Annotated in this window: 21 protein-coding genes and 2 pseudogenes; 16 read left to right on the top strand and 7 right to left on the bottom strand. The window is 60.4% G+C overall.

Annotation, left to right across the window (positions count from 1 at the left end):
- The first annotated feature begins 304 nt into the window (after positions 1–304).
- Genes gspD through JQ617_RS14910 form a run of 12 tightly spaced genes read left to right on the top strand, consistent with a single transcriptional unit; the run spans position 305 to position 11,559 of the window.
- On the top strand, positions 305–2,731 hold the full coding sequence (gene gspD / locus JQ617_RS14965) for a type II secretion system secretin GspD (protein ID WP_212026982.1): 2,427 nt from the start codon (positions 305–307) through the stop codon (positions 2,729–2,731).
- Between the two features lie 21 nt (positions 2,732–2,752).
- Positions 2,753–3,277, top strand: coding sequence for a tetratricopeptide repeat protein (locus JQ617_RS14960; protein ID WP_212026981.1), 525 nt, complete (start codon positions 2,753–2,755; stop codon positions 3,275–3,277).
- 10 nt (positions 3,278–3,287) lie between these two features.
- Positions 3,288–5,009 carry a GspE/PulE family protein gene (locus JQ617_RS14955; RefSeq protein ID WP_212026980.1) on the top strand — a complete coding sequence of 574 codons (1,722 nt, stop codon included), beginning with the start codon at positions 3,288–3,290 and terminating at the stop codon, positions 5,007–5,009.
- Between the two features lie 10 nt (positions 5,010–5,019).
- Positions 5,020–6,231: a type II secretion system F family protein gene (locus tag JQ617_RS14950; protein ID WP_212026979.1), complete on the top strand. Its 1,212-nt coding sequence runs from the start codon at positions 5,020–5,022 to the stop codon at positions 6,229–6,231.
- A 23-nt stretch (positions 6,232–6,254) separates the two neighbouring features.
- Positions 6,255–6,761 (top strand): type II secretion system major pseudopilin GspG, encoded by a 507-nt coding sequence (gene gspG / locus JQ617_RS14945; RefSeq protein WP_212026978.1) that lies wholly within the window; start codon positions 6,255–6,257, stop codon positions 6,759–6,761.
- Complete coding sequence (locus JQ617_RS14940) at positions 6,758–7,204, top strand: prepilin-type N-terminal cleavage/methylation domain-containing protein (protein WP_212026977.1); 447 nt, start codon at positions 6,758–6,760, stop codon at positions 7,202–7,204. The genes gspG and JQ617_RS14940 overlap by 4 nt, the downstream gene beginning before the upstream one ends.
- Positions 7,191–7,607, top strand: coding sequence for a prepilin-type N-terminal cleavage/methylation domain-containing protein (locus tag JQ617_RS14935; RefSeq protein ID WP_212026976.1), 417 nt, complete (start codon positions 7,191–7,193; stop codon positions 7,605–7,607). Before JQ617_RS14940 ends, JQ617_RS14935 begins: the two co-directional genes overlap by 14 nt.
- Positions 7,604–8,329: a PulJ/GspJ family protein gene (locus JQ617_RS14930; RefSeq protein WP_212026975.1), complete on the top strand. Its 726-nt coding sequence runs from the start codon at positions 7,604–7,606 to the stop codon at positions 8,327–8,329. Before JQ617_RS14935 ends, JQ617_RS14930 begins: the two co-directional genes overlap by 4 nt.
- Entirely contained in the window at positions 8,329–9,264 is a 936-nt protein-coding gene (locus JQ617_RS14925; protein ID WP_212026974.1) for a type II secretion system minor pseudopilin, read from the top strand. The genes JQ617_RS14930 and JQ617_RS14925 overlap by 1 nt, the downstream gene beginning before the upstream one ends.
- Before the next feature lie 5 nt (positions 9,265–9,269).
- On the top strand, positions 9,270–10,325 hold the full coding sequence (locus tag JQ617_RS14920) for a PilN domain-containing protein (RefSeq protein WP_212026973.1): 1,056 nt from the start codon (positions 9,270–9,272) through the stop codon (positions 10,323–10,325).
- Entirely contained in the window at positions 10,322–10,879 is a 558-nt protein-coding gene (gspM, locus tag JQ617_RS14915) for a type II secretion system protein GspM (protein WP_212026972.1), read from the top strand. The genes JQ617_RS14920 and gspM overlap by 4 nt, the downstream gene beginning before the upstream one ends.
- Complete coding sequence (locus tag JQ617_RS14910; RefSeq protein ID WP_212026971.1) at positions 10,879–11,559, top strand: hypothetical protein; 681 nt, start codon at positions 10,879–10,881, stop codon at positions 11,557–11,559. Before gspM ends, JQ617_RS14910 begins: the two co-directional genes overlap by 1 nt.
- Here the strand turns inward: JQ617_RS14910 and JQ617_RS14905 are convergent.
- From JQ617_RS14905 to JQ617_RS40465, 4 genes and pseudogenes are all read right to left on the bottom strand, one after another.
- On the bottom strand, positions 11,556–12,026 hold the full coding sequence (locus tag JQ617_RS14905) for a prepilin peptidase (RefSeq protein WP_212026970.1): 471 nt from the start codon (positions 12,024–12,026) through the stop codon (positions 11,556–11,558). The two genes, JQ617_RS14910 and JQ617_RS14905, sit on opposite strands and share 4 nt — an antisense overlap.
- A gap of 192 nt (positions 12,027–12,218) precedes the next feature.
- Positions 12,219–13,268, bottom strand: coding sequence for a 2OG-Fe(II) oxygenase (locus JQ617_RS14900; RefSeq protein ID WP_212026969.1), 1,050 nt, complete (start codon positions 13,266–13,268; stop codon positions 12,219–12,221).
- 261 nt (positions 13,269–13,529) lie between these two features.
- The gene (locus JQ617_RS39980) at positions 13,530–13,943 is read right to left on the bottom strand and encodes a hypothetical protein (RefSeq protein WP_249157117.1); all 414 of its coding nucleotides are present in this window, start codon (positions 13,941–13,943) and stop codon (positions 13,530–13,532) included.
- 33 nt (positions 13,944–13,976) lie between these two features.
- Positions 13,977–14,183 (bottom strand): annotated as a pseudogene (locus JQ617_RS40465) (TetR/AcrR family transcriptional regulator); the annotation flags it as partial.
- Between the two features lie 423 nt (positions 14,184–14,606).
- On the opposite strand from JQ617_RS40465, the gene JQ617_RS14890 reads away from it, so the two are divergent.
- Complete coding sequence (locus JQ617_RS14890; RefSeq protein ID WP_212026967.1) at positions 14,607–15,365, top strand: DsbA family protein; 759 nt, start codon at positions 14,607–14,609, stop codon at positions 15,363–15,365.
- Positions 15,366–16,110: 745 nt separating this feature from the next.
- On the top strand, positions 16,111–17,946 hold the full coding sequence (locus tag JQ617_RS14885; protein ID WP_212026966.1) for a tannase/feruloyl esterase family alpha/beta hydrolase: 1,836 nt from the start codon (positions 16,111–16,113) through the stop codon (positions 17,944–17,946).
- Between the two features lie 109 nt (positions 17,947–18,055).
- On the opposite strand, the pseudogene JQ617_RS14880 reads toward JQ617_RS14885, so the two are convergent.
- Positions 18,056–18,595 (bottom strand): annotated as a pseudogene (locus JQ617_RS14880) (transposase domain-containing protein); the annotation flags it as partial.
- Between the two features lie 266 nt (positions 18,596–18,861).
- Here JQ617_RS14880 and JQ617_RS14875 point away from each other — a divergent pair.
- Positions 18,862–19,221 (top strand): enolase C-terminal domain-like protein, encoded by a 360-nt coding sequence (locus JQ617_RS14875; RefSeq protein ID WP_249157172.1) that lies wholly within the window; start codon positions 18,862–18,864, stop codon positions 19,219–19,221.
- The gene (locus JQ617_RS39975; RefSeq protein WP_249157115.1) at positions 19,158–20,321 is read left to right on the top strand and encodes an RraA family protein; all 1,164 of its coding nucleotides are present in this window, start codon (positions 19,158–19,160) and stop codon (positions 20,319–20,321) included. The genes JQ617_RS14875 and JQ617_RS39975 overlap by 64 nt, the downstream gene beginning before the upstream one ends.
- 43 nt (positions 20,322–20,364) lie before the next feature.
- On the opposite strand, the gene JQ617_RS14860 is transcribed toward JQ617_RS39975, so the two are convergent.
- The gene (locus tag JQ617_RS14860) at positions 20,365–21,459 is read right to left on the bottom strand and encodes a TRAP transporter substrate-binding protein (RefSeq protein WP_212026964.1); all 1,095 of its coding nucleotides are present in this window, start codon (positions 21,457–21,459) and stop codon (positions 20,365–20,367) included.
- 67 nt (positions 21,460–21,526) lie between these two features.
- Positions 21,527–23,206, bottom strand: a complete 1,680-nt coding sequence (locus tag JQ617_RS14855; RefSeq protein ID WP_212026963.1) for a thiamine pyrophosphate-binding protein — start codon at positions 23,204–23,206, stop codon at positions 21,527–21,529.
- Between the last annotated feature and the right edge of the window lie 187 nt (positions 23,207–23,393).

Here is a 23,393-nt window from a genome sequence, read left to right as displayed (position 1 = left end):
GGGATCCAGGAGGTTCAACCGAATGGAGGCGTCGTGCGGAGCGCGATTCGGGTCAAAGCATTTATCGCGTTAGATCGTAGGCGAAAGTTCTGCCTAACGCTCGGTCGAGGTCTATCATCGGTAGACTGCACATCGTTGGTTCTAGCGGTTCGGATGTAGCAGGACCAACCGGCGCCTTCGGTCGCTGCAGATTAAACTGAGCTGTGGTGTCAGCGATCACCTGTTCGGCGGTCGAGTGATGCTTGAATCGCTGGCAAGTAGTTGCGATCGCGACTTAAGCCGAAGTCGAGGGGGAAAGGGGCGAATGGCCGGGCGTGAACGCAAATCTCAACAACGGCACGCCGACCGATCTGGTGAGACGAGCCTTTTGTGGCTTGTGCGAGGATTGTTTGCTTATTCAGTTCAACTCAGATCGATTTGGCTGGACAATGCCCAATCCCGTCCGGTCGCGCGCGGTCTCTGCGCGGTCGCACTGGCATGTTTCCTCGTCAATGTCCTGACTTCCTGCAATTCCGCAACGGTCGGGCCGGCTGCGCCGTCCGATATCGACGTGCTCGACAAGGTTCGTTCGCTTGACATACTGCCTCGCCAGTCGCAGGGTGTGAGCAACGCGCCGTCTAATGTGGGCGAGCGCGCCCGGACGGCGGTATACCAAGGTACGGAGATATCGGATCTTCCCGACGCGCGTACGCAACCCGTCCCAGGTGGCGACGGCTATAATCTCAATTTCGAAAATTCGCCGGTCGCGACCGTCGCGAAAGTAATACTCGGCGATATCCTCAACATCGGCTACACGATCGATCCAAGAGTGCAGGGCACCGTCAGCTTGGTTTCGGTGCGGCCGGTTTCCAAGACCGATATCGTGTTCGTCCTCGAAAGCGCATTGCGACTTAGCGGAGTCGTGCTCGTCAGCGATAGCGTTGGCTACCGTCTGGCTCCGCTGGGCGACGCTATTGGCACCGGACGCGTCGACTCTACTGCGGCCAATCCCGAACCCGGCTACGGCATTTCAGTGGTCCCGCTACGATATGTTTCGGCACAGACCATCCTGAAGCTGATGGACTCATTCGCAACCAAGCCCGGCAGCGTCCGAGCGGATTCGACAAGAAATCTTCTGCTAATTCAAGGCACCGGCGCGGAACGGCGCAATGCCGTCGACACCGTCCAGAGTTTCGATGTCGACTGGATGCGCGGTCAATCGGTCGGCATATTCCCCGTCTCCAGTGGTGCACCGGAGCCGATCATCGCCGAGCTCGAAAAGATTATGGACTCGGGTGAGGCCGGCCTCAGTCGTGACGTCCTCAAATTCCAGTCCATAAGCCGGCTCAACGCCATCCTAGTGGTTAGCCGGAAACCGGCGTTGCTGAAAGCGGCTGCGACCTGGATAAGCCGATTGGACCACGCCGACACTGCGAGAAGCAGCGTCCACGTCTACCGAGTGCGATATGGTGACGCCCGCCAGATGGCGAAGACTCTGACCGCCATGTTTGTCGGCGGCTCGCAAGGTTCGCTCGACAGTGCTGATAATCAACTGGCCCGTGGATCGGGCTCGATTGCGGTGTCTAGCGGCGACCGCTTGTCGCCGAATTCCAATTCTTCCGCGCAGTTCAGCGGCTTCGGTCCGCGTGTGCAATCAGGTGGTGCCGGCGGGACGTCGGCAGCCGGGACAGCGGGAGGTGGGACGCTCGGATCGCCGCAAACCACCGGCGAAAGTCAACCGAACGCCGGCTCGCTCGATAGTAATGGCGTAGGCAGTGGCGCGGGGCAGCCGTTGCTTAAAGGCGTGCGCATAACGGCCGATGCAGACAATAAGCTTCTGATCTATGCTGACCAGGCCAATTTTCGGATCATCGAGGCAACCCTCAAACAAATCGATCAACCTCCGCTGCAGGTCGGGATCGATGCAACCATTGCCGAAGTCAGGCTGACTAATCAGCTCTCCTATGGCGTGCAGTTCTATTTGGCCAAACAGGGAGTTGGTTCGCTTCTGAACACGCAGGCGACATCGCCACCGATTTCAAGCAGCGCCGGCAGTTCGATGGTGGATGCTGCAGCGAGTGCCTTGATCAATCGCGTCTTCCCCGGCTTCAACTTCCTGTTGGGATCGGAAAGCAACCCGCACGCGATTCTTGATGCATTACACCAAGTCACATCGGTCAAGGTACTCTCGAATCCGTCGCTTGTCGTGGTCAACAATCAGGTGGCGACGCTGCAAGTCGGCGACGTCGTGCCCGTGTCGACCGGAAGCGCAACGGTGCTGACTACCAGCAACACCGTCGTCAACACTATCGACTACCGCAACACCGGTATCATCCTGCGCGTCTCGCCGCGCATCAGCGACAATGGCACGGTCCGATTGGACGTCGAGCAGGAGATCAGCAACGTTACGCCGACGACAACTACCAGCCTTACGCCGACGGTATCGCAGCGGCGAGTGAAGAGCTCGATATCGGTTGAAAACGGGCAGACCGTACTGCTCGCGGGACTGATCAGCGAGGAGCAGGATGGTAACCGCAGCGGCATTCCTCTGCTGGATGAAATAAAGGGTTTGGGCGACGCGTTCTCACATCAGAACAAGACGGGGACACGAACCGAGCTGATCATCTTCATCCGACCCCAAATCATCCGCGACGGCGCGGACGCACAGCGAGTCGCCGAAGAGCTGCGATCGAAGCTGCGCGGCAGCGTTGGAGCGAGCACCGATGACCTCGTGTTCCACAGCGGGCGCTGACAAGGTACAGGAGAGCCGCGCATGAAGATTGTAGGAACTCTGGCTTTGGCAAAAATTCGCAAGCTCGTCACGGGCCTCCTCCTTGTGGCCTGTTGGGCGGCACCATTCGAATGCGTTGCCGCCGGTCCGCTTGGAGCGGCCGACGCGGCCTACGTGCGGGGCGATTACACTCTCGTTGTCAAGCTCCTGACCCCCCTGGCGTTGCGCGGTGACCCACGGGCCCAGGCGTTGCTCGGCTTTATGTTCGAGAATGGCTACGGCGCCCCGCAAGTCTACTACACTGCTGCAAGTCTTTATCAAGCGGCTGCACTCCGCGGTAATCCGTTTGGCCAAGCCATGCTCGGGCTGATGTATGACAAAGGGCATGGCGTTCCCCAAGATTTTATCCTGGCCTACAAGTGGTTGAATTTGGCAGCTGGCCGATCATCAAAGCATGAACGGGACTACGTCCTGCGCCTTCGAAACGCAGTTGCATCAAAGATGTCGTCGCTGCAGATCGCGGAGGGCCAACGTCTCGCGATGCTTTGGGTAGCCGCCCGTCAATGAGGACTCGACCATGGGGAGCAATTTTGCGCCATCGCAGTTCATAAACCATCTTCGAAAAGCCGGGCATCTGCGTCCAACAGAGCTGGAAGTTCCTATCGATCTTGCTACCGCAGTTGATCGGTCAGGGAATGAGTCTCTGCGCGATGGGCCGTCCGGCGTAAGGAAAAAGCTCTGGGAAATCACCGATCTGTCCGCAGGTGAGCTGGCGGACGAAGCGGCGCGCTTTCATAATCTGCCACGCATCACCTTGCGGGAAATGTTGCAGGCTGCGCCGCTGGTCTCGTCGTTTTCGCATCGCTACTTGCGCGAAATGATGGTGTTTCCCTACCAGGCTGCCGATCGCGCCGTCCTCGTCGTCGCGGATCCGACCGATCTTAAGGCAAAGCGCGCAGCCGAGATCGTACTCGGCCCCGGAATTGCGATTGAAGTTGCTGCTCACGACGATATCGCCGTGGTGCTGGATCAGCGCCTTGCTGACAACGACCCAGAAAGCGCTATTGATCCCGACGGCTTTTCCCAACTGCGCGAAGACGACATCGAGAGCCTGCGGGACCTTGCGAGCGGGGCGCCGGTGGTCCGCGCAGTCAATGACCTCCTGGAAAAGGCGGTAGAGCTGCGAGCCAGCGACATCCATATCGAACCGTTCACGGCTGGCCTCGTGGTACGGATGCGCGTTGACGGCCTGTTGCGAGTGGTCAGTGCGCCCGCCGGGGTGCTGCCTCAGGCGGTCATTTCCCGCATCAAGATTATCGCGAGCCTGAACATCGCCGAGCGGCGTCTGCCACAGGACGGTGCGGCCCGGCTACGGGCCGGACGCACCGATATCGACATCCGGGTTGCTATCATGCCGACCCAGCACGGCGAATCCGCCGTGATCCGTATCCTGCCGAAGGATCGTGGATTGTTGATTGTCGAAAAGCTCGGGTTCTCCGCGCCTGATGAAATCAAGCTGAGGCGGTTGTTGAAGCTGCCGCACGGCATGATTGTGGTTACGGGCCCCACCGGCAGCGGCAAGACCACGACGCTCGCGACTATCCTGTCTATCCTCAACGAGCCGACCCGGAAGGTGCTTACCATCGAGGATCCGGTCGAGTACGAGATTCCGGGTATCAATCAATCGCAGGTCAAGCCATCGATCGGCCTGTCCTTCGCGAGTGCGTTGCGCTCTTTCGTTCGTCAGGACCCTGACGTGATTATGATCGGCGAAATCCGCGACTCCGAAACCGCGCATGTCGCAATCCATGCGGCACTGACCGGCCATTTGGTACTGACCACGCTGCACACGGAGACGTCAGCTGCCGCGGTTCCGCGACTGCTCGATCTTGGCATCGAGGCTTATCTGCTGCGGTCTACCTTACGCGCGGTGCTCGCGCAACGCCTGGTGCGCCAGCTCTGCGAGCGCTGCAAGACTCTGAAACAATTGACAGCAGCTGATTTCGGCGAGGACCCGCGGCTTTCCTCGCTCGGCTTCAAGGCCCGAGAGACCGTGCATGCGCCGTGCGGCTGCGAGCGCTGCGGCGGTACTGGCTACCGGGGCCGACTCGGCGTGTTCGAACTCTTGGAGCTCGACAATGAGCTGTGCGAGTTGATCGGCGAGCGAGCCGACGGCCTGAAGATCGACCAGACCGCGATCAAGAATGGCATGACTACCATGCTCGACGACGGCATCGCCAAATGCCGCGCCGGGCTGACCTCGCCCGCGGAGATTCTCCGCGTCACCACGACCCGCTGAGAGGTGAACCGTGCCGAATTTCCGCTACCGCGCGCTCACCCAGAACGGCGAGATCGTCAATGGCATTATAACGGCGCCAACTTTGGCAGAAGTGGCGAAGCGCATCGAATATCTGCGCCTGTTGCCGATCGAAACCGTCCAGGAGAAGCGCAGCGCCGCCGGCAAGGGCGGCTTCGGCCTGTTCAATCAGCCGGGCCCCGCGGAAGTGACTGTCTTCACCCGCGACCTGGCGCTGCTCCTGAAGGCCAGCGCGCGGCTCGACGACGCGCTTGAACTGTTGGCGAGTGACGCTGATGTCGGGCGGCTGCGTCCCGTGGTCGGCAAGCTGCGCAACTCGCTGCTATCAGGTGAAAGCCTTGCCGAAGCACTTTCCGCTTATCCCGATTTGTTTCCACCGATGTATATTGCGTTGGTCAAGGTTGGTGAAATCTCTGGCACCCTGGACCAAGTACTGGAAATGCTCGGCGAGGAGCGGGCGCGCTCCGAGCAGATGCGACGCAAGCTGACCGACGCCATGCAATATCCGGCTTTCGTGCTGATGGCCGCGATGGGCGTGATGCTATTCTTTATTCTGTTCGTGCTACCGCAATTTTCCTCGATGATGCAGGATCTTGGCGCCAAATCGGATACGGCGCTGATTTACTTCCTGCGCCTGTCCGATTTCTTGCGCGCTAATGGCACCCTGCTGTCAATCACGGCCATCGCGCTGGTCACGTCCGCGTGGATGGGGCTGCGCCGCCGCGAGGCGCGGGCGGTCCTCGCAGGAGCCGCTGCGAGGCTTCCCGGCCTTTCGAGTGTCTTCCATTTCTATCGAACCAGCCTGTTCTGCCGCAATCTCGGCGTTCTGCTTGGCAGCGGTGTCAGTCTGACCGCGACCTTGCGTATACTCGTGGATATCATGGCCGTGACCGGACGGCTCGACGCCTGGACGCTGGCGGCGGACCGGGTGCGGCATGGTGGCAAATTGTCCGAGGCGCTGTCGGCCTCCGCCAGCCTGCCTCCGATGGCGCTGCGCATGCTGCGATTGGGCGAGGAGACGGGACAGCTGCCCGCACTCGCAGGGCGCGTCGCCGAATTCTACGAAGCCAAGCTGCAGCGCAGTCTCGACCGCATTGTCGCCGTGGTCGGACCGGTCGCGATCATCACTATCTCCACCGTGGTCGGGGGGCTGATCGTTTCGGTGATGACAGCTCTGCTGTCGGTCACGCAACTTATCGGGTAAGGCCAAGGCCAAGGACAAGATCAATGGCGAACAGGAAGAACAGCGACTTCTTTGCCGCGCTCGGTCGCAAGGACGCATCCCGGGCCAGCGAGCGGGGATTCACCCTGGTTGAGATGCTGGTCGTGATCACCATCATCGGCCTTATCATGGGATTGATCGGTCCCCGCGTGCTGAACTATCTCTCCGAATCCAAGGTGAAGGCAGCAAAAATCCAGATGCAGAGCTTCGCCAGCGCGCTCGACCTGTTCAACCTCGATGCCGGCCGTTACCCATCGACCGCGGAAGGTCTGGATGCGCTGGTGCATCGCATCCCAGGCGTCGCCGCCTGGAACGGACCCTACTTGAGAGGAGGCAATATACCGCTCGATCCTTGGGGGCACAGTTACATCTATCGCGCACCCGGTCAACGCAGCGTCTTTGACATCGTTTCGCTCGGCGCCGACGGCGCGGAGGGCGGCAGCGGTGTTGCGGCCGACATTTCGCTCGACACCATCGCCAGTGCGAGTGCCAATCAGGGCGTGGTGCGATGAACGAGGGGCAGCGCGGCTTCACCTTGCTGGAAATGGTGTGCGCGATCGCCCTGATCGCGATGATCGCTGCCTTGCTGCTGCCCTATCTGCCGCGGCAGACCTCGCGCGTACGACTGATGGCCTATGCGTTGGAAGCGGCGACGCTTTTGCGGGACGACCGCAACGCCGCGATCGTGCGCCGCACCAATGTCGCCACGCTGGTCGACGCATCCTTGCGCGCGATCCGCTCCGGCGCATCAGGGAAGATCATCCGCATTCCTGCCGACGTCCGCTTCGATGCACTCCTGCCGGAGAGCTGTCATCGGAGGCCAGCGCTGTCGAGCATCGACTTCTTCGCCGACGGTATGTCCTGCGGCGGCGCTATCGCGCTGACGCGGCTCGACACAACTTACGAAATTCGCGTCAACTGGCTGACCGGGAGGGCCGACATTGTCGCGCGCTGACCGTCCGCCGCGTGACCGGCCGGATGCCGGTTTCACCGTCCTTGAAGTGCTGATCGCGCTTGCGATTATCGCCATTTCCATCTTCTCGATTGGATCGGTGATGTCAACAAACTCGCGCGGCGTCACTACACTGGAGAATCACGTCGCGCTGGTTGGGGCCGCACAAGCGGTACTGACAACCGCGATCCCGCAGCACAATGAACTTGCGCCCGGGGTCAGGGCCGGCGAGCTTCGCAACTACCGCTGGCAGCTCGATGTCTCGCCTATCGGTGGCGACTGGGAGCCGCAGGACGATTCGAAGGTTACCTGGACACCGGAGCTTGTGAGAATCCACGTTCGCTCGCCGACCGGCGCGCAGCTCGATCTTTCGACCGTGCGCCTGATGCCGAGGCGGCCGCAATGACCGCGCGAGACTGCCGGCACGATCCCGAAGCCGGCTTCACTCTGATCGAGGCCTTGGTTGCGCTTGCGCTGACCGGCCTCGTGCTGTCGGCGCTGACCACGCTCACTGCGCAATTTCTCCCAAACTGGAACCGCGGCATCGATCGCATCCAGCAAAGCGGGCTGGTAGCCATATCGTTGCAGCGGATTGCCGCCGATCTTGCCGCCGCCGAATTCATTCCGGCAGGAGGTGCGCAGGCGAAGCTGCTGTTCGACGGCGCGCCGTTTTCGGTCACATTCGTGCGGACTGCGATCGGGCCCAACGCCGGCATCGGGCTCGACGTGGTGCGGATCGGCGAGACCGCCGATGGCAACCACCTCCTCACCGTCCGCACGAGTACACCGTACACGCCGCTGCCGGCGCGCACCTCGCTATCAGAGCGGCTCGGTCTGAAGGAGCCCGTTGTGCTCTTGCGAGCGCCGCTGCGGCTGACATTCGCCTACGCGGGTTCGGATAAGGTATTTCACGACGACTGGCACGATAGCGAAAAGTTGCCGATCGCGATCCAGTTGACCGTGCGCGACATCACAAGCCAGCGAGTGCTCGCGGTTTCAACGGTGGCGCCGGTTCATGTCAATGCGTCGACCGGAAAACCCGACGACGACGGCGCGGACCCCAACGGCGACGCTCGGAATGACGGCAGTAAGCCCGTGAGCGGCGGCGACAAGCGAGGCAGATCGTGATGACCCCGTCGCTTGATTCCAGACCACCTGTCGGCACGGAGCAAGGCTTCGTACTGGTGGCGGTCCTATGGCTACTCGCCGCGCTCGCCCTTCTGGTGATTGTCTTCACCGCCCATCTATCGGCATCGGCGCGCGCAATTTCGCTCAACGATGATGCCCTCAAGTCAGAAGCATTGGTTTCGGCCGGCGTTGAGCTGGCCGTCTATCGGCTGCTATCGGCCGACAAGGACAACCGGCCGCCGGAGGGCGCTTTTCGCGTTCGCCTCAGCGGCACCGACATATCGGTTTCGTTCCTCACGGAGGCCGCGCGGGTCGACCTCAACGCCGCGCCGAAAGAGATGTTGAGTGGTCTGCTTTCCGTGCTCGGTGCCGGCGACGATGATGCCAAGCAGACGGCTGAGCGGATCCTCGGCTGGCGCACCAAGGCGTCAGATGAAGACTCTGGAAAGGAAGGCGCGCTTTATCAAGCGGCTGGCCTGACCTATTCGCCGCGCCAAGCGCCGTTCGCCCATGTCAACGAGCTATCGCTGGTTCTTGGCATGACGCCAGCGTTGGTGGAGCGAGCGCTGCCCTATGTCACCGTGTTCTCCGGCGCTGCCGGCGTCGATGTCAAGGTCGCCCCGCCCGAAGTGATTGCGGCGCTGCCCGGCATGACGCCGCTGAAGCTGAAGCAATTTCTCGGCGACCGCGACTCGCTGGTCAACGATACTGCTGCAAAGTCCGCGGCGCTCGGCGAACTCAAGGGTGGTTCGAACGGAGCTGCGGCGGTGGGGAATAGGCAGGCTTATCGGGTCCGCGTGACTTTACGATTTGCAGACGGCCACGAGACTGTATCCGAGGTCGTGATCGGTCTGAATGTCACAGACAGTCCTTACTGCGTGCTGTCCTGGCAGAACGAGATGCCGCGCTTGCAGCGCACGCGAGCGGAGTTTTGACGACCATGTTGGCAGTGGTGAAAGAGCTGTTCGAGGTCTGGACCGTGGCGGTGACCGTAGCCGTGCAGGCCATCAGGACCCGAATCGTGCCGCAACGTCGCGTCGAGCTGACCGAAAACGAAGCCGGCCATTTTACTGCTCGGCTGATCTTGGCGCCCAACGTGCCAGCGCTCCCGCCATTCACATTCAAGCTGGCGCAGGATAGTCCGCAACCGGAGCTGACCGCCGACTGGAAGGCAGTGCTGCGCGGCAGCCGAATAGATGTCATCATTAGCCCAGAGCACGTGCTGTTCTGCGCCATCGATTTTCCTAAGCAGGCGGCTGACTTCCTGGAAGGGATGGTGCGCTCGCAGATCGATCGGCTAACACCCTGGAGCGCGGGCGAGGCTCTGTTCGGCACGACGGCGCCGGTTCCGATCGCCAACGAGCGCATCGAGCTGACCCTGGCCGCGACCTCAGCACAGAAAATTCAGCCGTTACTCGCGCTCGCCGCCGATTGGGGCGTGGCTTCGGTTGCGGGCCTGGCGCAGATGCCTGACGCCGGGCCAATCAAGCTGTTCGACCAGCTGCTGAGCGGCGCTGCAGGTTCCGCGCACAACGTGACGCGATTGTTGCGCATGACGCTGCTCGGTGCGGGGTTTGCGGCGGCTGCCTCACTTTTGATCTCGACCTATCTCGGCAGCGAATACGCCGCCGAACAGCAAGAACTTCAAGAGAGGATCACGCAGCGACGGGCGGCGATGCGGATCCGTCCCGACAGCACGGCGGAGACGCTGCTCGTCAAGCGTAAGCAGTCTTCGCCCTCCAGTGTCATCACGCTAGAGGCGATCTCGCGGGTGCTGCCCGACACGACCTATGTCACCGAGCTGCATGTCGAGGGCAACAAGATACAAGTCGTGGGGGTAACCCAAGACGCTCCCTCACTGATCAAGCTGATCGAGCAGTCGCCGCAATTCACCCGAGCGACCTTCTTCGCGCCGACCACGCGCAGCCACGACGAAGCGGGTGAACGGTTTCACATCGAGGCGCAAGTTACGGCCTATTTTGGACCGGGCTTATGAACAAAACCGCGGCCATACGCAAGTTCCTAGGGGGGCCGTTGGCAGCTGCCGCTTCCTTCATTGCCGTCACGGCACTCTTGCTGCTTACCATCATCTCATCGTTATCGGAGGTGCTCTCCCAGCGTGCCGAGATCGCAGCCGCGACCGCAATGCTCGATCAGCTCGAGGGACGCCGTCCCGCAGTTGCGCGCCGAGGGACCGCGGGCGTCGGAGAACCGAGCGGCTCGCGGTTTCTGGAGGGGGCCACCGTTACGGTCGCAGCCGCAACCCTGTTGCAGCGTGTAACCGCGGCGGTGGTGAAGCAAGGCGGCAACGTACTTTCATCGCAGGTTGATTTGCAGGGCACGGGAGCGAAGGCCGGGTTCCTGAGTGTGATGGCGAGCTGCGAGATCGACCAGCCGGGATTGCAACAACTGCTGTATGACGTCGAAGCCGGCATGCCGTTCCTGTTCATCGACCAGCTCGTCGTGCAGGCACCATTGAGCTTCGGCGCTTCCACGGAGAGCAAGTTGCGCGTACTGTTGACCGTCTCCGGGCAGTGGAAGGGCAGCTAATGACGTTGCGCAGGACGGCCAACTGGCGCTTGATCGCACTTGTGTCACTGTTCGTACCGGCGCTCGCCAATCTCGGCTTGACCGCGCCGGTGCCGACTGACGCCACCGATCTCGATGCCTCACCGTCACGCCGTGCCGACACGCCGGTGCCGCCCTCGCTGTGGGATCAGCCGGCTGCGCCGTCGCACGTTACGGCCAGCCCCTCGCCAATGGAGCGGACCGGGCCGGATCGGGCCAGGAGCGACAATCCTCTATGGGAGATTCCGCTTCCAAGGCTCGCGACCACGCGCGATCGGCCGATATTCTCGCCGTCGCGCCGCCCGCCGCCGCCCACAGTTGCGCGTACGCCGATAGCGGCTCCACCGCCGCCGCGGCCGAATCCTGTCAAGGTTGAGCGGCCGCAGTTCGCGCTCGTCGGCACCATCGATGGATCCGAACAGAGTTTCGGCATTTTTGTTGATCAAACCACAAAGACGGCGCTGAGGCTGAAGGTCGGCGAGGACTACCAAGGCTGGCGCCTGCGCGGCGTCGCGCCAGGTGAAGTGACGCTGGAGCACGATGATCAGACCGCGGTGCTGAGCCTACCGCCACCCGATGCGGATGCGGCTCAACTGACAGCCGTGCAGGCCGAAAACGGCCCCAACTCGGAGCAGCGCCGGCTACCTGGTGCAATACGCTAACTCAGCCAATCCTGCTGCTGCAGCGCGAGCGTCGCCAAGAGACCCAGCGCGAGAAACGGCCCGAATGGCAGCGCGGTTTGTCGTGTCATGGTGCGGCCCGCGATGTGCAGTGCGATGACGGCGAGCAGAGCTGTGATCGATCCCACCAAAAGCTGAATGGGAACGCCCATCGTGCCGATCCAGATAGCGGAGGCCGCAAGCAGCTTGACGTCGCCGAGCCCAAGCCCGTGGCAGCCTCGAACGCGGAAATAGACCCAGCGCAGCACGTACACGATGAAGCCGACGACCAACCCTTTAAGGAGGGCGTCAAGCGCGGCGATCCACCCGTCGAGTAGCCATGCCCATGCGAGCCCTGCAAGAGCGATCAAAAGATTGAGCCAATCCGGAATGATGCCGCGGCGGAAATCGATCCAGGCCAACGTAAGGCTGGCGGACGCGAGCAGGGCAACAAGCGCGACGGCGATCATGGGCGGGCCCGACCGGAAGAGACGATACTCACTCTTCCCTGGATAGCAAAAAACTCCCCGGGGCCGAACTCCCGGAGCAATCGGATGCACACTTCCTGAAACCGAAGCAGTATGAGGGCGACCGGTCCCGTCGCTGCTCTTAAACCGTCAGTGTAAGCAGTGTCGCAAGTGCTTAAGGCCGCTGTGGAGCACTCAGGTGTCTCCGAACAGGAATGCAAGTAGCACGTATCGTCGTCCCTTGGTGACATGCAAAGCTTCGTGCAACAGGGACGAAGAGAATACGATTGCCGTCCCGCTATCGGGGCGATACCTCTGATCGCCAAATTCCGGAAAGCGCAGCTCGCCGCCCTCGAATTCGGGAGTATTGAGATTGATGGACATCGCAAAACGTCTGTAGTGGGTCGGCGGATGATTGTCGCGGTGGCCATGAGTGGTCCCGCCGCGACGCCCCTGATATTTGGCCACGCGCAGCGTCTCGCATTTGGTGACCGGATAATGAAACGCCTTGAATATCTCCGGCCAGACTCTATTCAACCGGCTGTTCAGGAAGGAAAGGGTCTCCCCTTCAAAGAAGAAGTGATCAATCCGATCCTCTCTTCCATTTTCGGGAATGCGCATTTTGAAGTCGGACCCATTCAAGAAATCCTGAATGGGCTGGGGATCGACGTAGGTTTGTCCCCGCGTCTCGAAAATTTCCATGAGATGAGCGCAGTCCGCCGAGCTCAGCACGTCGGGGACTAGCAATACGGGCGGATGCATTCGCATCGACACGGCTTCACGTTCCCAGGTCATCTTCTGAAGAACTGAAAGAGCGTCCGTCAACAGCGTTTCGTGGCTGCCGGTCAAGATTGCGGCAAGATGGTAGTTTCGTCTCAGAATGACGATCGACGCACAATCGCGTGGTGCCGAGAAGGCGGCGAACGCTTGCCACAGGGGATCCAAAAGGATCGGAAACCTTACCTTGATCGAGCCATCCCAATCACCGGCGACAGCGAACACCCGCGCGCCCAAAGATGACGAAATTGTCTCAAGGGATTGAGAGAAACTGTTTAAGAGTTCTCGACTTTTCGTTGATAGCCGGGGACAGAAGACGAGTACAAGTGGACACCCAGCAACAGAATCGGCACGCAAATGGACGATCGCACCATTCGTGTCGGCCAACCTGCATTCCGGCGCGATGTCGCCGCTTGTGAGAATGGGAAGCGGCGATGCACTCGAAGCCGCGGTCGCGGTTGAATTCATGTTACATCTCTAGAAAACGCGCGCCGTAGAAGGCGCAGACGGAATCTCGCGACCTGGAAAGACCTCACTGCCACCTACATACCTGAGAGTACGTAGGCTACGAAAGTCGAAATGCGTCTGTCAAGGCGACGAATACCGATGGTGAAGCAAGGCTCACGTCATCAACCGACACGGCTAACCAGCAAGGCTCCCGTCCTTGTCAGACACTGCCGAAAGCCGAGATCAATGTGATCTCGACGATCAGTTTGGCCATCTCGCGACTTACTGATCCTGACGTTCGACCTCTCTTGCAGCAGTATCGGCCTCTGGGGAGCAGAGGAGCAGGTCAACAAACCGTTCGACGTAAACGTCGACTGGGCCGGCCAAGTCGACAGTCTCCTTCAGCATCGAGTCGCCCATCATCATGGCGTACGCGGCATATGCACGGATTGAAGCTTCCCGATCCGAGAACCCATGTCGCAGGAAGAGTTCCTTGAAGTAAGCCAAACGCATTTGATCGACTTCAATCACCGTGTCTCGTGCTCGCTCGTCGATACGCCCCCAATCGCGAATGCTCCTCTCGACAGCAGCATTGCTGCCTGGATGAGGCTTTCTAATGAGAGCCAGCAGATATTGCAGGGTCTTGCGTGCTGATGACTGCATTCGCATGGCTCGGCCCGTAACGTCGAGCGTCATTCGACGTCGCCAATCTACTAGAATTGCCGAAAGCAGATCTCCGCGACCTTCGAAATGCCAATAAAAGCTTCCTTTCGTTACCCCGAGGCGCCGACAGAGACTGGGGATCTCAACCCCGCTGACATTGTTCTCTGCTAAGAGTTCCGAAGCGGTGCTTACCCAATCCGCGGCAGAAAGGCTAGTTTGGCGCCGCGAATTCCCGACCTTCGCGGCCGCTTTCGAACGTTTCGGCTTGCGCATTGGCCTGACCAGTCTGTGAAGGTGTCCGACTGTCATGCAATTTGAGCGGGTGCTGTTTCCTTGTCAATCTGCCTCGAGGGGCGCGGGCTGCCTGCACGGCAAACAGGGTTTTGGGCGATAGGGCGCCCAACGAGTTTTTCGGGAGGCGCGATGGGTATGATCACGAGGTTAGCTTCCGAGATGCTGTCTATTCCAAGCCTGCCGACGAACTGATCGTCGTCCCTCATTTCCGGTACCAATCCCGAGCAGTTAGTTGATTTGCTGTAGCGTCATTTTCGAGCTGTGATCACTGCGACAAAGGCAAGCCAAACGGTATTTTGTCTTGCGTCGCAGCACCGATTGACCCTTGACCCAGCAATTCTCCGTGTATTTGTTCGCTGAACGATGGCGAGTGCCGGCTTCAAGTATTCCGAGCTGTATCAAATGACGCGGTTGCTGAGGATCTGTCTATTCATCACCCTTGCTTCGAGTGCTACATATCATCCCGTACGTGTCTTTGCTGAAAGCGCCAGCGAACCAGCGTTGCCTCGCGCGGACGTCGAAGCCATCGTCCATGACTATATTTTGGCTCATCCAGAAGTATTGATCGATTCACTCAAGTCGGCAAAACAGAGGCAGGCGGATCAAGCTGCAACTGTTGCGAAGTCATTCATATCGGCCAATAGATCCCAGATCTTTGACGACCCCCAATCACCGGTCTTCGGAAACGTAATGGGGAATGTCACGATAGTAGAGTTCTTTGATTATCGCTGTCCTTACTGCCGTCAGGCAGACCCGCTGCTCAAGAAACTCATCAGTGAGGATGCGAAGATTCGCATTGTCCAAAAGCAGTTGCCGATCCTCGGGCCGGCCTCAATGGTGGCTGCGCGAGCGGCACTCGCCGCCAACAAACAAAACAAATTTGTCGTTCTTCACGACGCGCTAATGGCGAGAAATTTCAATTCCGACGAGGACGGTATCCTTAAATTAGCAGACAGCCTGGGCCTTGATATCGTTAGGCTTAAGGCGGATATGGCTAGCCCCCAGGTCAACGCAGAAATAGCGAATAATATCAGGTTGGCCAGAGATCTTGGATTGGACGGAACGCCGGCCTTCATCGTCGGATCGGAGCTACTGCCGGGAGCAACAGACCTTGCCACGTTGAAGTCCATGGTCATCGACGCCAGGCGCGAACAGAACTAACGCCGAACTGCGCTCCTGCGCTTCGATTGAAAATGCAAGAAGCCGTTGCCAAGATCGTGGGTCAAGGCGAAGTTTGCAGTGAGTTGCGGTCTGACCATGCATCCTGACTACGCCAATAACTCGATGCCGCTAGGTTGACGCACAAGGTTTCCCGCGGTCGCTCGCAGGAAGACGATTCTCACACTTGAGCGCCCGTCGGCTCATCGGTTTTCTGATGTGCTGCTTGAGTGCAAGCCACTGGCGGATCCCTCGAACTGTGTCCTATTGTTCTCGTGCATCGCAAGTCCAGTCGTGCGGCGCCACCGTCGCACGCACTTGCTTTTGGCGATCCAGAAGTATTCGCCTCTTCCGCGGGATAGTTATTGCAGACGCTTCGTTTCCTCGAACGGGACTTCAGCGTCGATCCGCCGATCCGCCGGTCGATCGGCTAGCGATAGATAGGCGCGATGGAAATGTGCTCGGCGGAATTCTCGCGGGAGGAATGCCAGGCTTTGCGGAACGGCTTTGCAAATATTGGCGATGCGCGGCGTCGATTTTCTTATGCAGTTTTAACATGCTCGCAAGTATTGAAGTCCCGTCGACGCTAAACTAGGCTACATACCAGCCGGTATGGAAGGGGCCACAATCAATGAAGCCTCTCCAAGGGGGGACTCGGCGTATTGAGCCCAGCTTATCTCAAGCTCAACAGACCCTCTCAAAACTGAACAAGGTTGGAAGCTACCCAAGCTGAAGAGGGAATCTGTCGATGATAATCAGTCCTTTTCGTACTGCTCTTCTTTCGTCTGTCGCGCTCTTGCCAATGCAGCTGACGCCTGCCGCTGCAGTCACCCCGATGAGCTGCACGTCTCTCGCTGCTTACGTGACCCAGCAAGCTGGTGAGGCGCTGAATCCGAATCCGATAAGCCCGTCGAGCTCGATTACGATCAGCTCTGCCACTCCGGTGACCGCAAAGGTCATCGCTGCGGCGCAGGGCAATTTGTCCTATTGCCAAGTTGTGTTCCAGATTGCGCCTGCCATCACCATTCAAGTTGGTTTGCCTTTGAACCAGACCGACGGCGGATCGGGAATTGGTTGCAATGATACGACGGTTGCGAATAATTCCTGCAAGCAGGGTAATTGGAACGGAAAGATTCAGGCGATCGGCAACGGTGGTTTTTCGGGCAGCGTACCCGGGGTCACGGCGGCAACCAACACGGGGTTTGCTGCCTCATCTACCGACAATGGACATAGCAAAAACTGGTGCAATGCCACGAACCCGGTCACGGGACAGGCCAATGGTCAGCCTGACTGCGGAGCGCAAGGTGCGGGCTTTGCGCTCGCTCCCAACAAGACTCTGAACGTAACCCAAATCGATGACTTCATGGACCGCAGCTTGGTTCAACAGACGGTTTGGGTTCAACAACTGGCCCAAGCCTACTATGGGACGAAGCCAACCCGAACGTATTGGAACGGCTGCTCAACTGGAGGCCGTCAAGGCTTCCAAATGGCGCAATTCCATCCAACATATTTCGACGGCATTCTTGCGGGGGCCCCGGCGTTCAATTGGAATCGCTTCCAGATGGGAGAAGCCTGGGGACTTACCGTCGTCAAGGATGTCGACCCAACCGATTGTGCGGCGGGCACGGCCGCAAGCTGTGCAGCTGGCGTCAGCCAAACGTTCTTGAACGCGTCCACGGCTGCTAACAATGCAGCGGTTGCAGCGTGCGACGCTGCGGATGGTGTAACCGACGGCGTCATCAATGAACCTCGCCGTTGTACTTTTGATGCAACTACCCTGGTCGGTCAGAAGCTGTCTCCCATGACTACTCCGATGACTACGGCTCAAGCCATGGCCATCAACTTGATCTGGGATGGTCCTCGAAATCAAAGAGGCCAACGTCTCTGGGCTGGACCGACACGGGGAACGTCATTTTCCACCGAACTCGACAAGTTGAGTACCAACAAAGTGTGGGCTTACGTTCAGCAGTGGTTCCTGCAGGATCCGAACGCGGACTTCACGCAGGTAACCATGCAAAACTTCGCGCAATACTTCCAGGACCAGGAGATAAAGTTTGCTGATACGACGGCGCCGGGTGGCCCGAAGGCCACGGTCGTCGCCGCAGCGACTGACGTCACCAACCTCCACGAGCTGATGACGGGCGGTGTCAAACTGCTTCACTACCGCGGATTAGCCGACCCACTCATCTTGCCGTTCAATTCGTGGAACTACGACACCCGCCTGTTCGAAAGGTACGGCTTGGCGCAAACGAAGAACTTCTATCGTTCGTTCTACTATCCCGGCAACGGCCACTGCCGCGGAAACGACGGTTTCGCCAATTCCGGGCTCATCAACTCGACGGATCTGTTCAACGCGCTGATCCACTGGGTGGAGGACGGGAAAGCTCCAGAGTCAATGATAGCCAACACAAAGTCGAACGGCACGGGAAACACGACTCTTGTCTGTGCCTATCCGAATGAGACCCACTACAACGGTGGTCCCGCCACCAGCGCCAGCAGCTACTCGTGCGTAACGCGCAGCGCCGAGCCAGCGGATTTGGCCGCCTACGATCACACCGCGTTGCAGTATCACGAGACACCGTAGCTTTTTGAGTTGGAATAGGGCCGCGCGTCCGCGCGGCCCTATTTTTGGTCCTTGGCAAGGAGAGCCCAGCCGCTCACATGACTTCGTGAAGATCTGAAGGAACTTGTCGGAACAGGATCGTCGTCAGCAATTGCGGGCCGATAAAGCCGCGCGGCGCGGCGTGGAACGGCGCCGGCGGCTGGCTGATCTTCTCGCAATCACGGCAGGCGAACTTCTCGCGTACCGTCTCGATGACCTTGAAGCGACGCGGGATCTCCTCCAGCGTCCTGGTCACATCCTCCCCGATCTTCGTCAGCCGCGATTCGGCGCAGCTCGTCGGAGCGTCAATAACGATGCGCTCGCGTTCGATGTCGTCCGGCCAGGGCTTGCGCACCGGCCGCTTGCGCGTGAAGGGGCGGATGTTCTGCGTCTTCGCCGCTACGGCCTGCGCCGCGAGCTCATCCTCGCTCGCGGCGGCGACGAGGTCTTCGAGCTCCGGTTCCAACTGCGCTCGGAGCGCTGCCCGTACAGTTCGCGTGTGAGCTTCTCGATCCGCAGCTCGAGATGTGCGACCAGCGCCTCAGCTCGCAACCCGCGCCTCACGCGCGGCCTGCAGCGCCGCCAGGGCACTCACAAGGTCCGATGGAAGATCGTCCGGCTTCGATATCATGCAGCCGTTGAATCAGATCAAGCAGCAGATTCAAATCGTAAAAGCGGTTATCCGACCCGCGTCGGACGATGGGTTTCTTAAGGATTGCGCCAATCGATCCCGGAAAACCCCGATCGCGATTGGCCTCGTCATGACGGTGTTCATCATCGGCTGCAACTACACGGACTCCACAGTCCTAATCACGGTGTTGATGAGCGCGGCCTTCTTCGGCAAGGGCTTCGGCTCGCTCGGCGGGACGGTCGTCGCCGACACCGCGCCCGGACGCGCTGCACGCCGGCGGTATCACGCCGTTCCTCCAGATTCTCGCGCTTGCCGACCACAAGAAGCTCCAGCTCGCGCCGCATTACTGCATGGAGATCCATCTGCACCTGACGGCAGCCTATGTGCGGGAACACTGGGTCGAGCATTTCGAATGGTCGGAGGCGATGTTCAACGAGAAGCGCGAAGTGGTGAACGGTTGCATGATCGTGCCGAACCAACCGGCCTCGGCTTCAGCCTGTCGGAACATGCGCGCGCCTGGGTTCGCGACCTCCATGAGGTCGGAAAGCGCCCTTGAGGGAGAATGGCCATATACGAGTCAAAGACGAAGCTGCACCCGCTCGATCCCTCGGTCATACGCCGGCTGAAGGAGGTCTCCTCGGAAGCGCTCACGGCGGAGCTGCTCGCGAAAGGCCTGCGCCAGTGTTTTCTGGTTGGGCTCGTGCCGATGAACAAGGACGCGGTCCGCTTCGCCGGTGAGGCCTTCACCATGCGCATGATCCCGGCGCGTGATGACCTCGATACCATCGAGACGCTCACGCCGCATCCGAATGCCGACACTCTGCAATTGGAAGCGGTCGAGCACATTCCGCCCGGCCATGTCTTGGTGATCGACAGCCGCAACGATCCGCGCGCGGCGTCCGCGGGCGCCATGCTGCCGACGCGCATGAAGGTGCGCGGTGCGGCCGCCATCGTCAGCGACGGCGCATTTCGTGACGGCGAGGAACTGGCACGGCTCGATTTCCCCGCCTATGCGCGGCAGGTCACGGCATCGACCCGGCTGTCCTATCATCGCGTCGCGGATCTGAACATTCCGATCGCCTGCGCCGATGTCGCCGTCTATCCCGGCGACATCATCGTCGGCGATGGCGATGGCGTCACGGTGGTGCCGCGGCATCTGGCGGCTGAGATGGCTGACATCATCCGCCGACGCTCGCTGTGCGCGCTGATTTCGAAGCCAGGAAGAGCGCCGGTGCCGATCCGGCAAGGGCGACGACCATCCGGGCGGGAGGGTAAGATGAGCGAAACATCGCCCTCGGCCATGGAGGCGACGATCCCCCGCTTTTTCGATGCGTGCAACGCAGCCGATTATGATGCCCTGATGTCCTGCTTTTCGGCGGATGCGGTGCACCACTTCCCGCCCGGCCTGCCGGACATTCCGCGGCGCGGTGCCGAGACCATCGCGCGCAAATGGATCTGGCGCGTCGAAAATCTCGACTCGCAATGGACCTTCGAAAAAATACTGTGCTCGTCGATGGCCCCGGAAGCGGTAATTGAATGGACCCATTGGAAGCGCAAGCGGAACACCGCGCTTCGCGGCGACGAATGGTACGTGTTCGACGCGGCGAGCGGGCTGATCAAGGAGATCAGCGCCTATTACGCCGCGCCCGCCGATCCCTCGGCCTGGATCTGCGAGCTCGTGGCGTTCGACTATCGCGGTCGCGGGTATCACCTCGGCAACAAATAGGGCGAGATCTTGCTACCGATCGCAGTTCCTTGGAGCGTCCCTCTCAGGTCTTATACAGACTGTAGAGATTCGCTTCGAAACTCGCCTCTGCGACCCTGAACCAGGTCACGATGTCCTCGCGAAACTTGAGCCATTCGCTGTAGATCTTGCGGAATTCCGGGTTCTTTTCCGCCTCTTCGGCGTAGAGCGAGAATGCGGCGCGATATCCGCCTTCCATGATCTCGCGGGAGAATGGCCTGAGCTCGGTTCCGTTTGCGATCAGCCGGCGCAACGGAGCCATGTTGCTCGCGTCGTAGTGCGACAGCATGTCCCACGAGGATTCCGCGGCAGCTACTTCAAACGCACGCTGGTAGTGTGACGGCAGCGATGACCATGCCTTCGCGCCGACATAGAACGCCAGCTGTCCTGTGCAGTCCCACCAGCCAGGGTAATAATAGTATCTAGCGACCTTGTTGAAGCCGAGCTTCTCGTCGTCGTAGGGGCCGACCCATTCGACGGCGTCGATCGTGCCTCTCTCCAATGCAGGATAGGTGTCGCCGCCGGCGATGTTCTGCGGAACGACCCCGAGCCGCGCGACGACGTCGCCGGAGATTCCCGGGATTCGCATCTTGAGGCCCTGCAGGTCATTGAGCGTGTTGACCTCGCGGCGAAACCAGCCTCCCATCTGCACGCCGGTGCTGCCACCGGGAAAGTTCACGATCCCGTAGGACTTGAAGAACTCCCTGAACAGTTCGAGCCCGCCGCCGCGATACATCCAGGACAGATGCTGGCGCGGCGTCATCCCGAAGGGAAGTCCGGTGTCGATCGCGAACGCCTTGTTCTTGCCGCTGTAATAGATAGAGGCGGTATGCCCTATCTCGACCGTCTCGCTTTGCACGGCATCGAGAACCTGCAGGCCGGGCACGACCTCGCCGGGGCCGAACACCTGGATCTGGAAGCCGCCATCCGTCATCTCCGAGACGTGCTTGGCAAGGCGAACGGCGATCCCGTGGATGGTATCGAGGTTTTTGGGATAGCTGGACGCGAGGCGCCAGCGGATCGTGGCTTTCTGCGCGCGGACAACAGTGGGGGCGGCCAGCGGCAACAGACCAACCGCTGCGCCGCCGACTATGGCTCGACGAGTCTTCATGGTTTCCATCCCGGTTTGTTAAGATTGTTGTATCGTAGAGGGGGCCGGCGGCCGCGCGAGGCGTCCGCGGGCGAATCTAGAGCTTCCGCTCCATCACGGCGTCGAAATTGGTGACGGGCGGAAAGGCTTCCTTGTCAATGATGACGTCGATCACGAACGGATCGGATGCTTTCATGGCGAGCGCCATGGCGGTTGCGAACTCTTCTCGATTGGAGACTCGTGCACCTCTTGCGCCGAGGGCGATGCCGGCCGCAGCGAAGTCGACCCGGCCGAAATCGTTTGCTTCCGCGACGACGTTGCCGTTCCAGCGGTACTTCTGCTCGTGGTACTCGAAGGCGAGAGCGCTGTTGTTCATGACGATAATCACGACCGGCAGCTTGTACCGGACCGCGGTCTCGATATCAGCCAGGTGATAGCCGGCCCCACCGTCGCCGGTGACGCAAACAACCTTCTCCTTTCGCGCGATCTGGACGCCGAGCGAGGCGGGAAGGGCCCAGCCGAGCGAGCCGACTGCGCGGAAGAATGCATCGTAGCGCAGTGTCGGAAACAGCACGCCCGTCCATGCCGCCATGTATCCGGTATCCGCGACGAGGGTGATCTCGCTGGCATAGCGGGAGAGCTCGTCGAGCACGGTCAACGGGGAGAGGGCGGCGTTGCCGGACGCAGCGGCCAGCTGCTCGCGGTGATGTGCGGTCCATCTGGCGGCATCGCCGCGGCAGCGATCGAGCCAGTCGGGTGCGGCCCTGAGATTCTGCTGCTTGGCAAGATCGAGCAGGTCAGCAAGGAAGACCTTGATGTCCGCACGAATTCCGAGACGGGGCGCGTATGTGTTGATCAGAGACGCAGGATCGTGGTCGATCTGGATCACGGTCGAGCGGCGGCTCGGCAGCGTATAGCCGTTGGTCGCAAGACCGCCCAATCGGGTCCCAAGTGCCAGCACACAATCCGCTTCTGCCACGACCTTGTTGGCGCTCACCGAGGAATAGCGGCCCACGATGCCGCAGAAGTTCGGGTGCGAGGTGAGGACAGCCGGCTTGCCGCCAGCCGTGGCCACGATCGGAATGCCTGCGAGCTCAGACAGCAGCGCAAGCTCGGTCCACGCGCCTGCTAGCCTCACGCCTTCGCCGACAAACAGCACAGGACGCTCTGCGGTCTTGAGTAGGTCCAGTGCCGAGGCGAGCTCAGTGTCGAGGGGCCTTGCCTTGTTGGTCATATTCGCAGGAGGACGTCCCGCTGGGGGCGTGGTTTGCGAAGCGCCCGGCAGCGCGAAGAAATTCTTCGGCACGTCGAGATGGGTGGGGCCGCATGTCGGCGTCGCCGCGATGTGAAGCGCCTGCGACACGAGACTTCCGGTCATGTCGGGGGCTGCGACGGCACCGTTCCATTTCGTGACCGGCTGAAAGATGACGTGCTGGTCGAGGTCCTGGTATTCGTTCATGTGCACGGCTTGCGTCGCAGTTGCACCCGTCAGCGCGAACACCGGCGACTGGGCCCAGAAGGCATCGGCGAGCGCAGCGGCGACATTGGCGGCGCCGGGACCGGCCTGTCCATAGGCCGGGGCGACGCGGCCGCTCGCGCGCGCGTAGCCGTCCGCCATGTAGACCGCGCTGGGTTCGCTGCGTGCGACCACCATGCGTATTCCGGCGTCGCGAAGCGCAATCCACAGGGGTTGATCGCCGCCAGTGAGGAGGAAAAAATCCTCGACGCCCGCATTCTTGAGCGCGATCGCAATATCCACGGCCACGTTTTTCGTCATTCCGTCCCCTCCCATACGCCAGCCCAATGGCCGCATACTAATAATTAGCTAATACGGTATTATGAGATGAGAGAATTTGTCAAACCGTCCACCCGTAAGACCCGCGCGCGTCTTCAGGCACGTGTGGTACGCCTTCAAGTCAAGAAGTGATGTGGGTTGAAAGTCCAGCGAGGTTGGCATCTGGCCG

The sequence above is a fragment of the Bradyrhizobium sp. KB893862 SZCCT0404 genome (assembly GCF_018130885.1).
Taxonomy (GTDB): domain Bacteria; phylum Pseudomonadota; class Alphaproteobacteria; order Rhizobiales; family Xanthobacteraceae; genus Bradyrhizobium; species Bradyrhizobium stylosanthis.
This window is presented reverse-complemented; position numbering and strand designations above follow the sequence as displayed.

Bases quoted from the DNA above. Each gene is read 5' to 3' on its own strand.
- JQ617_RS14920 (WP_212026973.1), top strand. From the start codon at position 9,270: ATGTTGGCAGTGGTGAAAGAGCTGTTCGAGGTCTGGACCGTGGCGGTG.
- JQ617_RS14940 (WP_212026977.1), top strand. From the start codon at position 6,758: ATGAACGAGGGGCAGCGCGGCTTCACCTTGCTGGAAATGGTGTGCGCG.
- JQ617_RS14860 (WP_212026964.1), bottom strand. From the start codon at position 21,459: ATGGAAACCATGAAGACTCGTCGAGCCATAGTCGGCGGCGCAGCGGTT.
- JQ617_RS14885 (WP_212026966.1), top strand. From the start codon at position 16,111: ATGATAATCAGTCCTTTTCGTACTGCTCTTCTTTCGTCTGTCGCGCTC.
- JQ617_RS14890 (WP_212026967.1), top strand. From the start codon at position 14,607: ATGACGCGGTTGCTGAGGATCTGTCTATTCATCACCCTTGCTTCGAGT.
- JQ617_RS14910 (WP_212026971.1), top strand. From the start codon at position 10,879: ATGACGTTGCGCAGGACGGCCAACTGGCGCTTGATCGCACTTGTGTCA.
- JQ617_RS39980 (WP_249157117.1), bottom strand. From the start codon at position 13,943: ATGACGCTCGACGTTACGGGCCGAGCCATGCGAATGCAGTCATCAGCA.
- JQ617_RS39975 (WP_249157115.1), top strand. From the start codon at position 19,158: ATGGCCATATACGAGTCAAAGACGAAGCTGCACCCGCTCGATCCCTCG.
- JQ617_RS14930 (WP_212026975.1), top strand. From the start codon at position 7,604: ATGACCGCGCGAGACTGCCGGCACGATCCCGAAGCCGGCTTCACTCTG.
- JQ617_RS14855 (WP_212026963.1), bottom strand. From the start codon at position 23,206: ATGACGAAAAACGTGGCCGTGGATATTGCGATCGCGCTCAAGAATGCG.
- JQ617_RS14960 (WP_212026981.1), top strand. From the start codon at position 2,753: ATGAAGATTGTAGGAACTCTGGCTTTGGCAAAAATTCGCAAGCTCGTC.
- JQ617_RS14905 (WP_212026970.1), bottom strand. From the start codon at position 12,026: ATGATCGCCGTCGCGCTTGTTGCCCTGCTCGCGTCCGCCAGCCTTACG.
- JQ617_RS14955 (WP_212026980.1), top strand. From the start codon at position 3,288: ATGGGGAGCAATTTTGCGCCATCGCAGTTCATAAACCATCTTCGAAAA.
- gspM (WP_212026972.1), top strand. From the start codon at position 10,322: ATGAACAAAACCGCGGCCATACGCAAGTTCCTAGGGGGGCCGTTGGCA.
- JQ617_RS14900 (WP_212026969.1), bottom strand. From the start codon at position 13,268: ATGAATTCAACCGCGACCGCGGCTTCGAGTGCATCGCCGCTTCCCATT.
- gspG (WP_212026978.1), top strand. From the start codon at position 6,255: ATGGCGAACAGGAAGAACAGCGACTTCTTTGCCGCGCTCGGTCGCAAG.
- JQ617_RS14925 (WP_212026974.1), top strand. From the start codon at position 8,329: ATGACCCCGTCGCTTGATTCCAGACCACCTGTCGGCACGGAGCAAGGC.
- gspD (WP_212026982.1), top strand. From the start codon at position 305: ATGGCCGGGCGTGAACGCAAATCTCAACAACGGCACGCCGACCGATCT.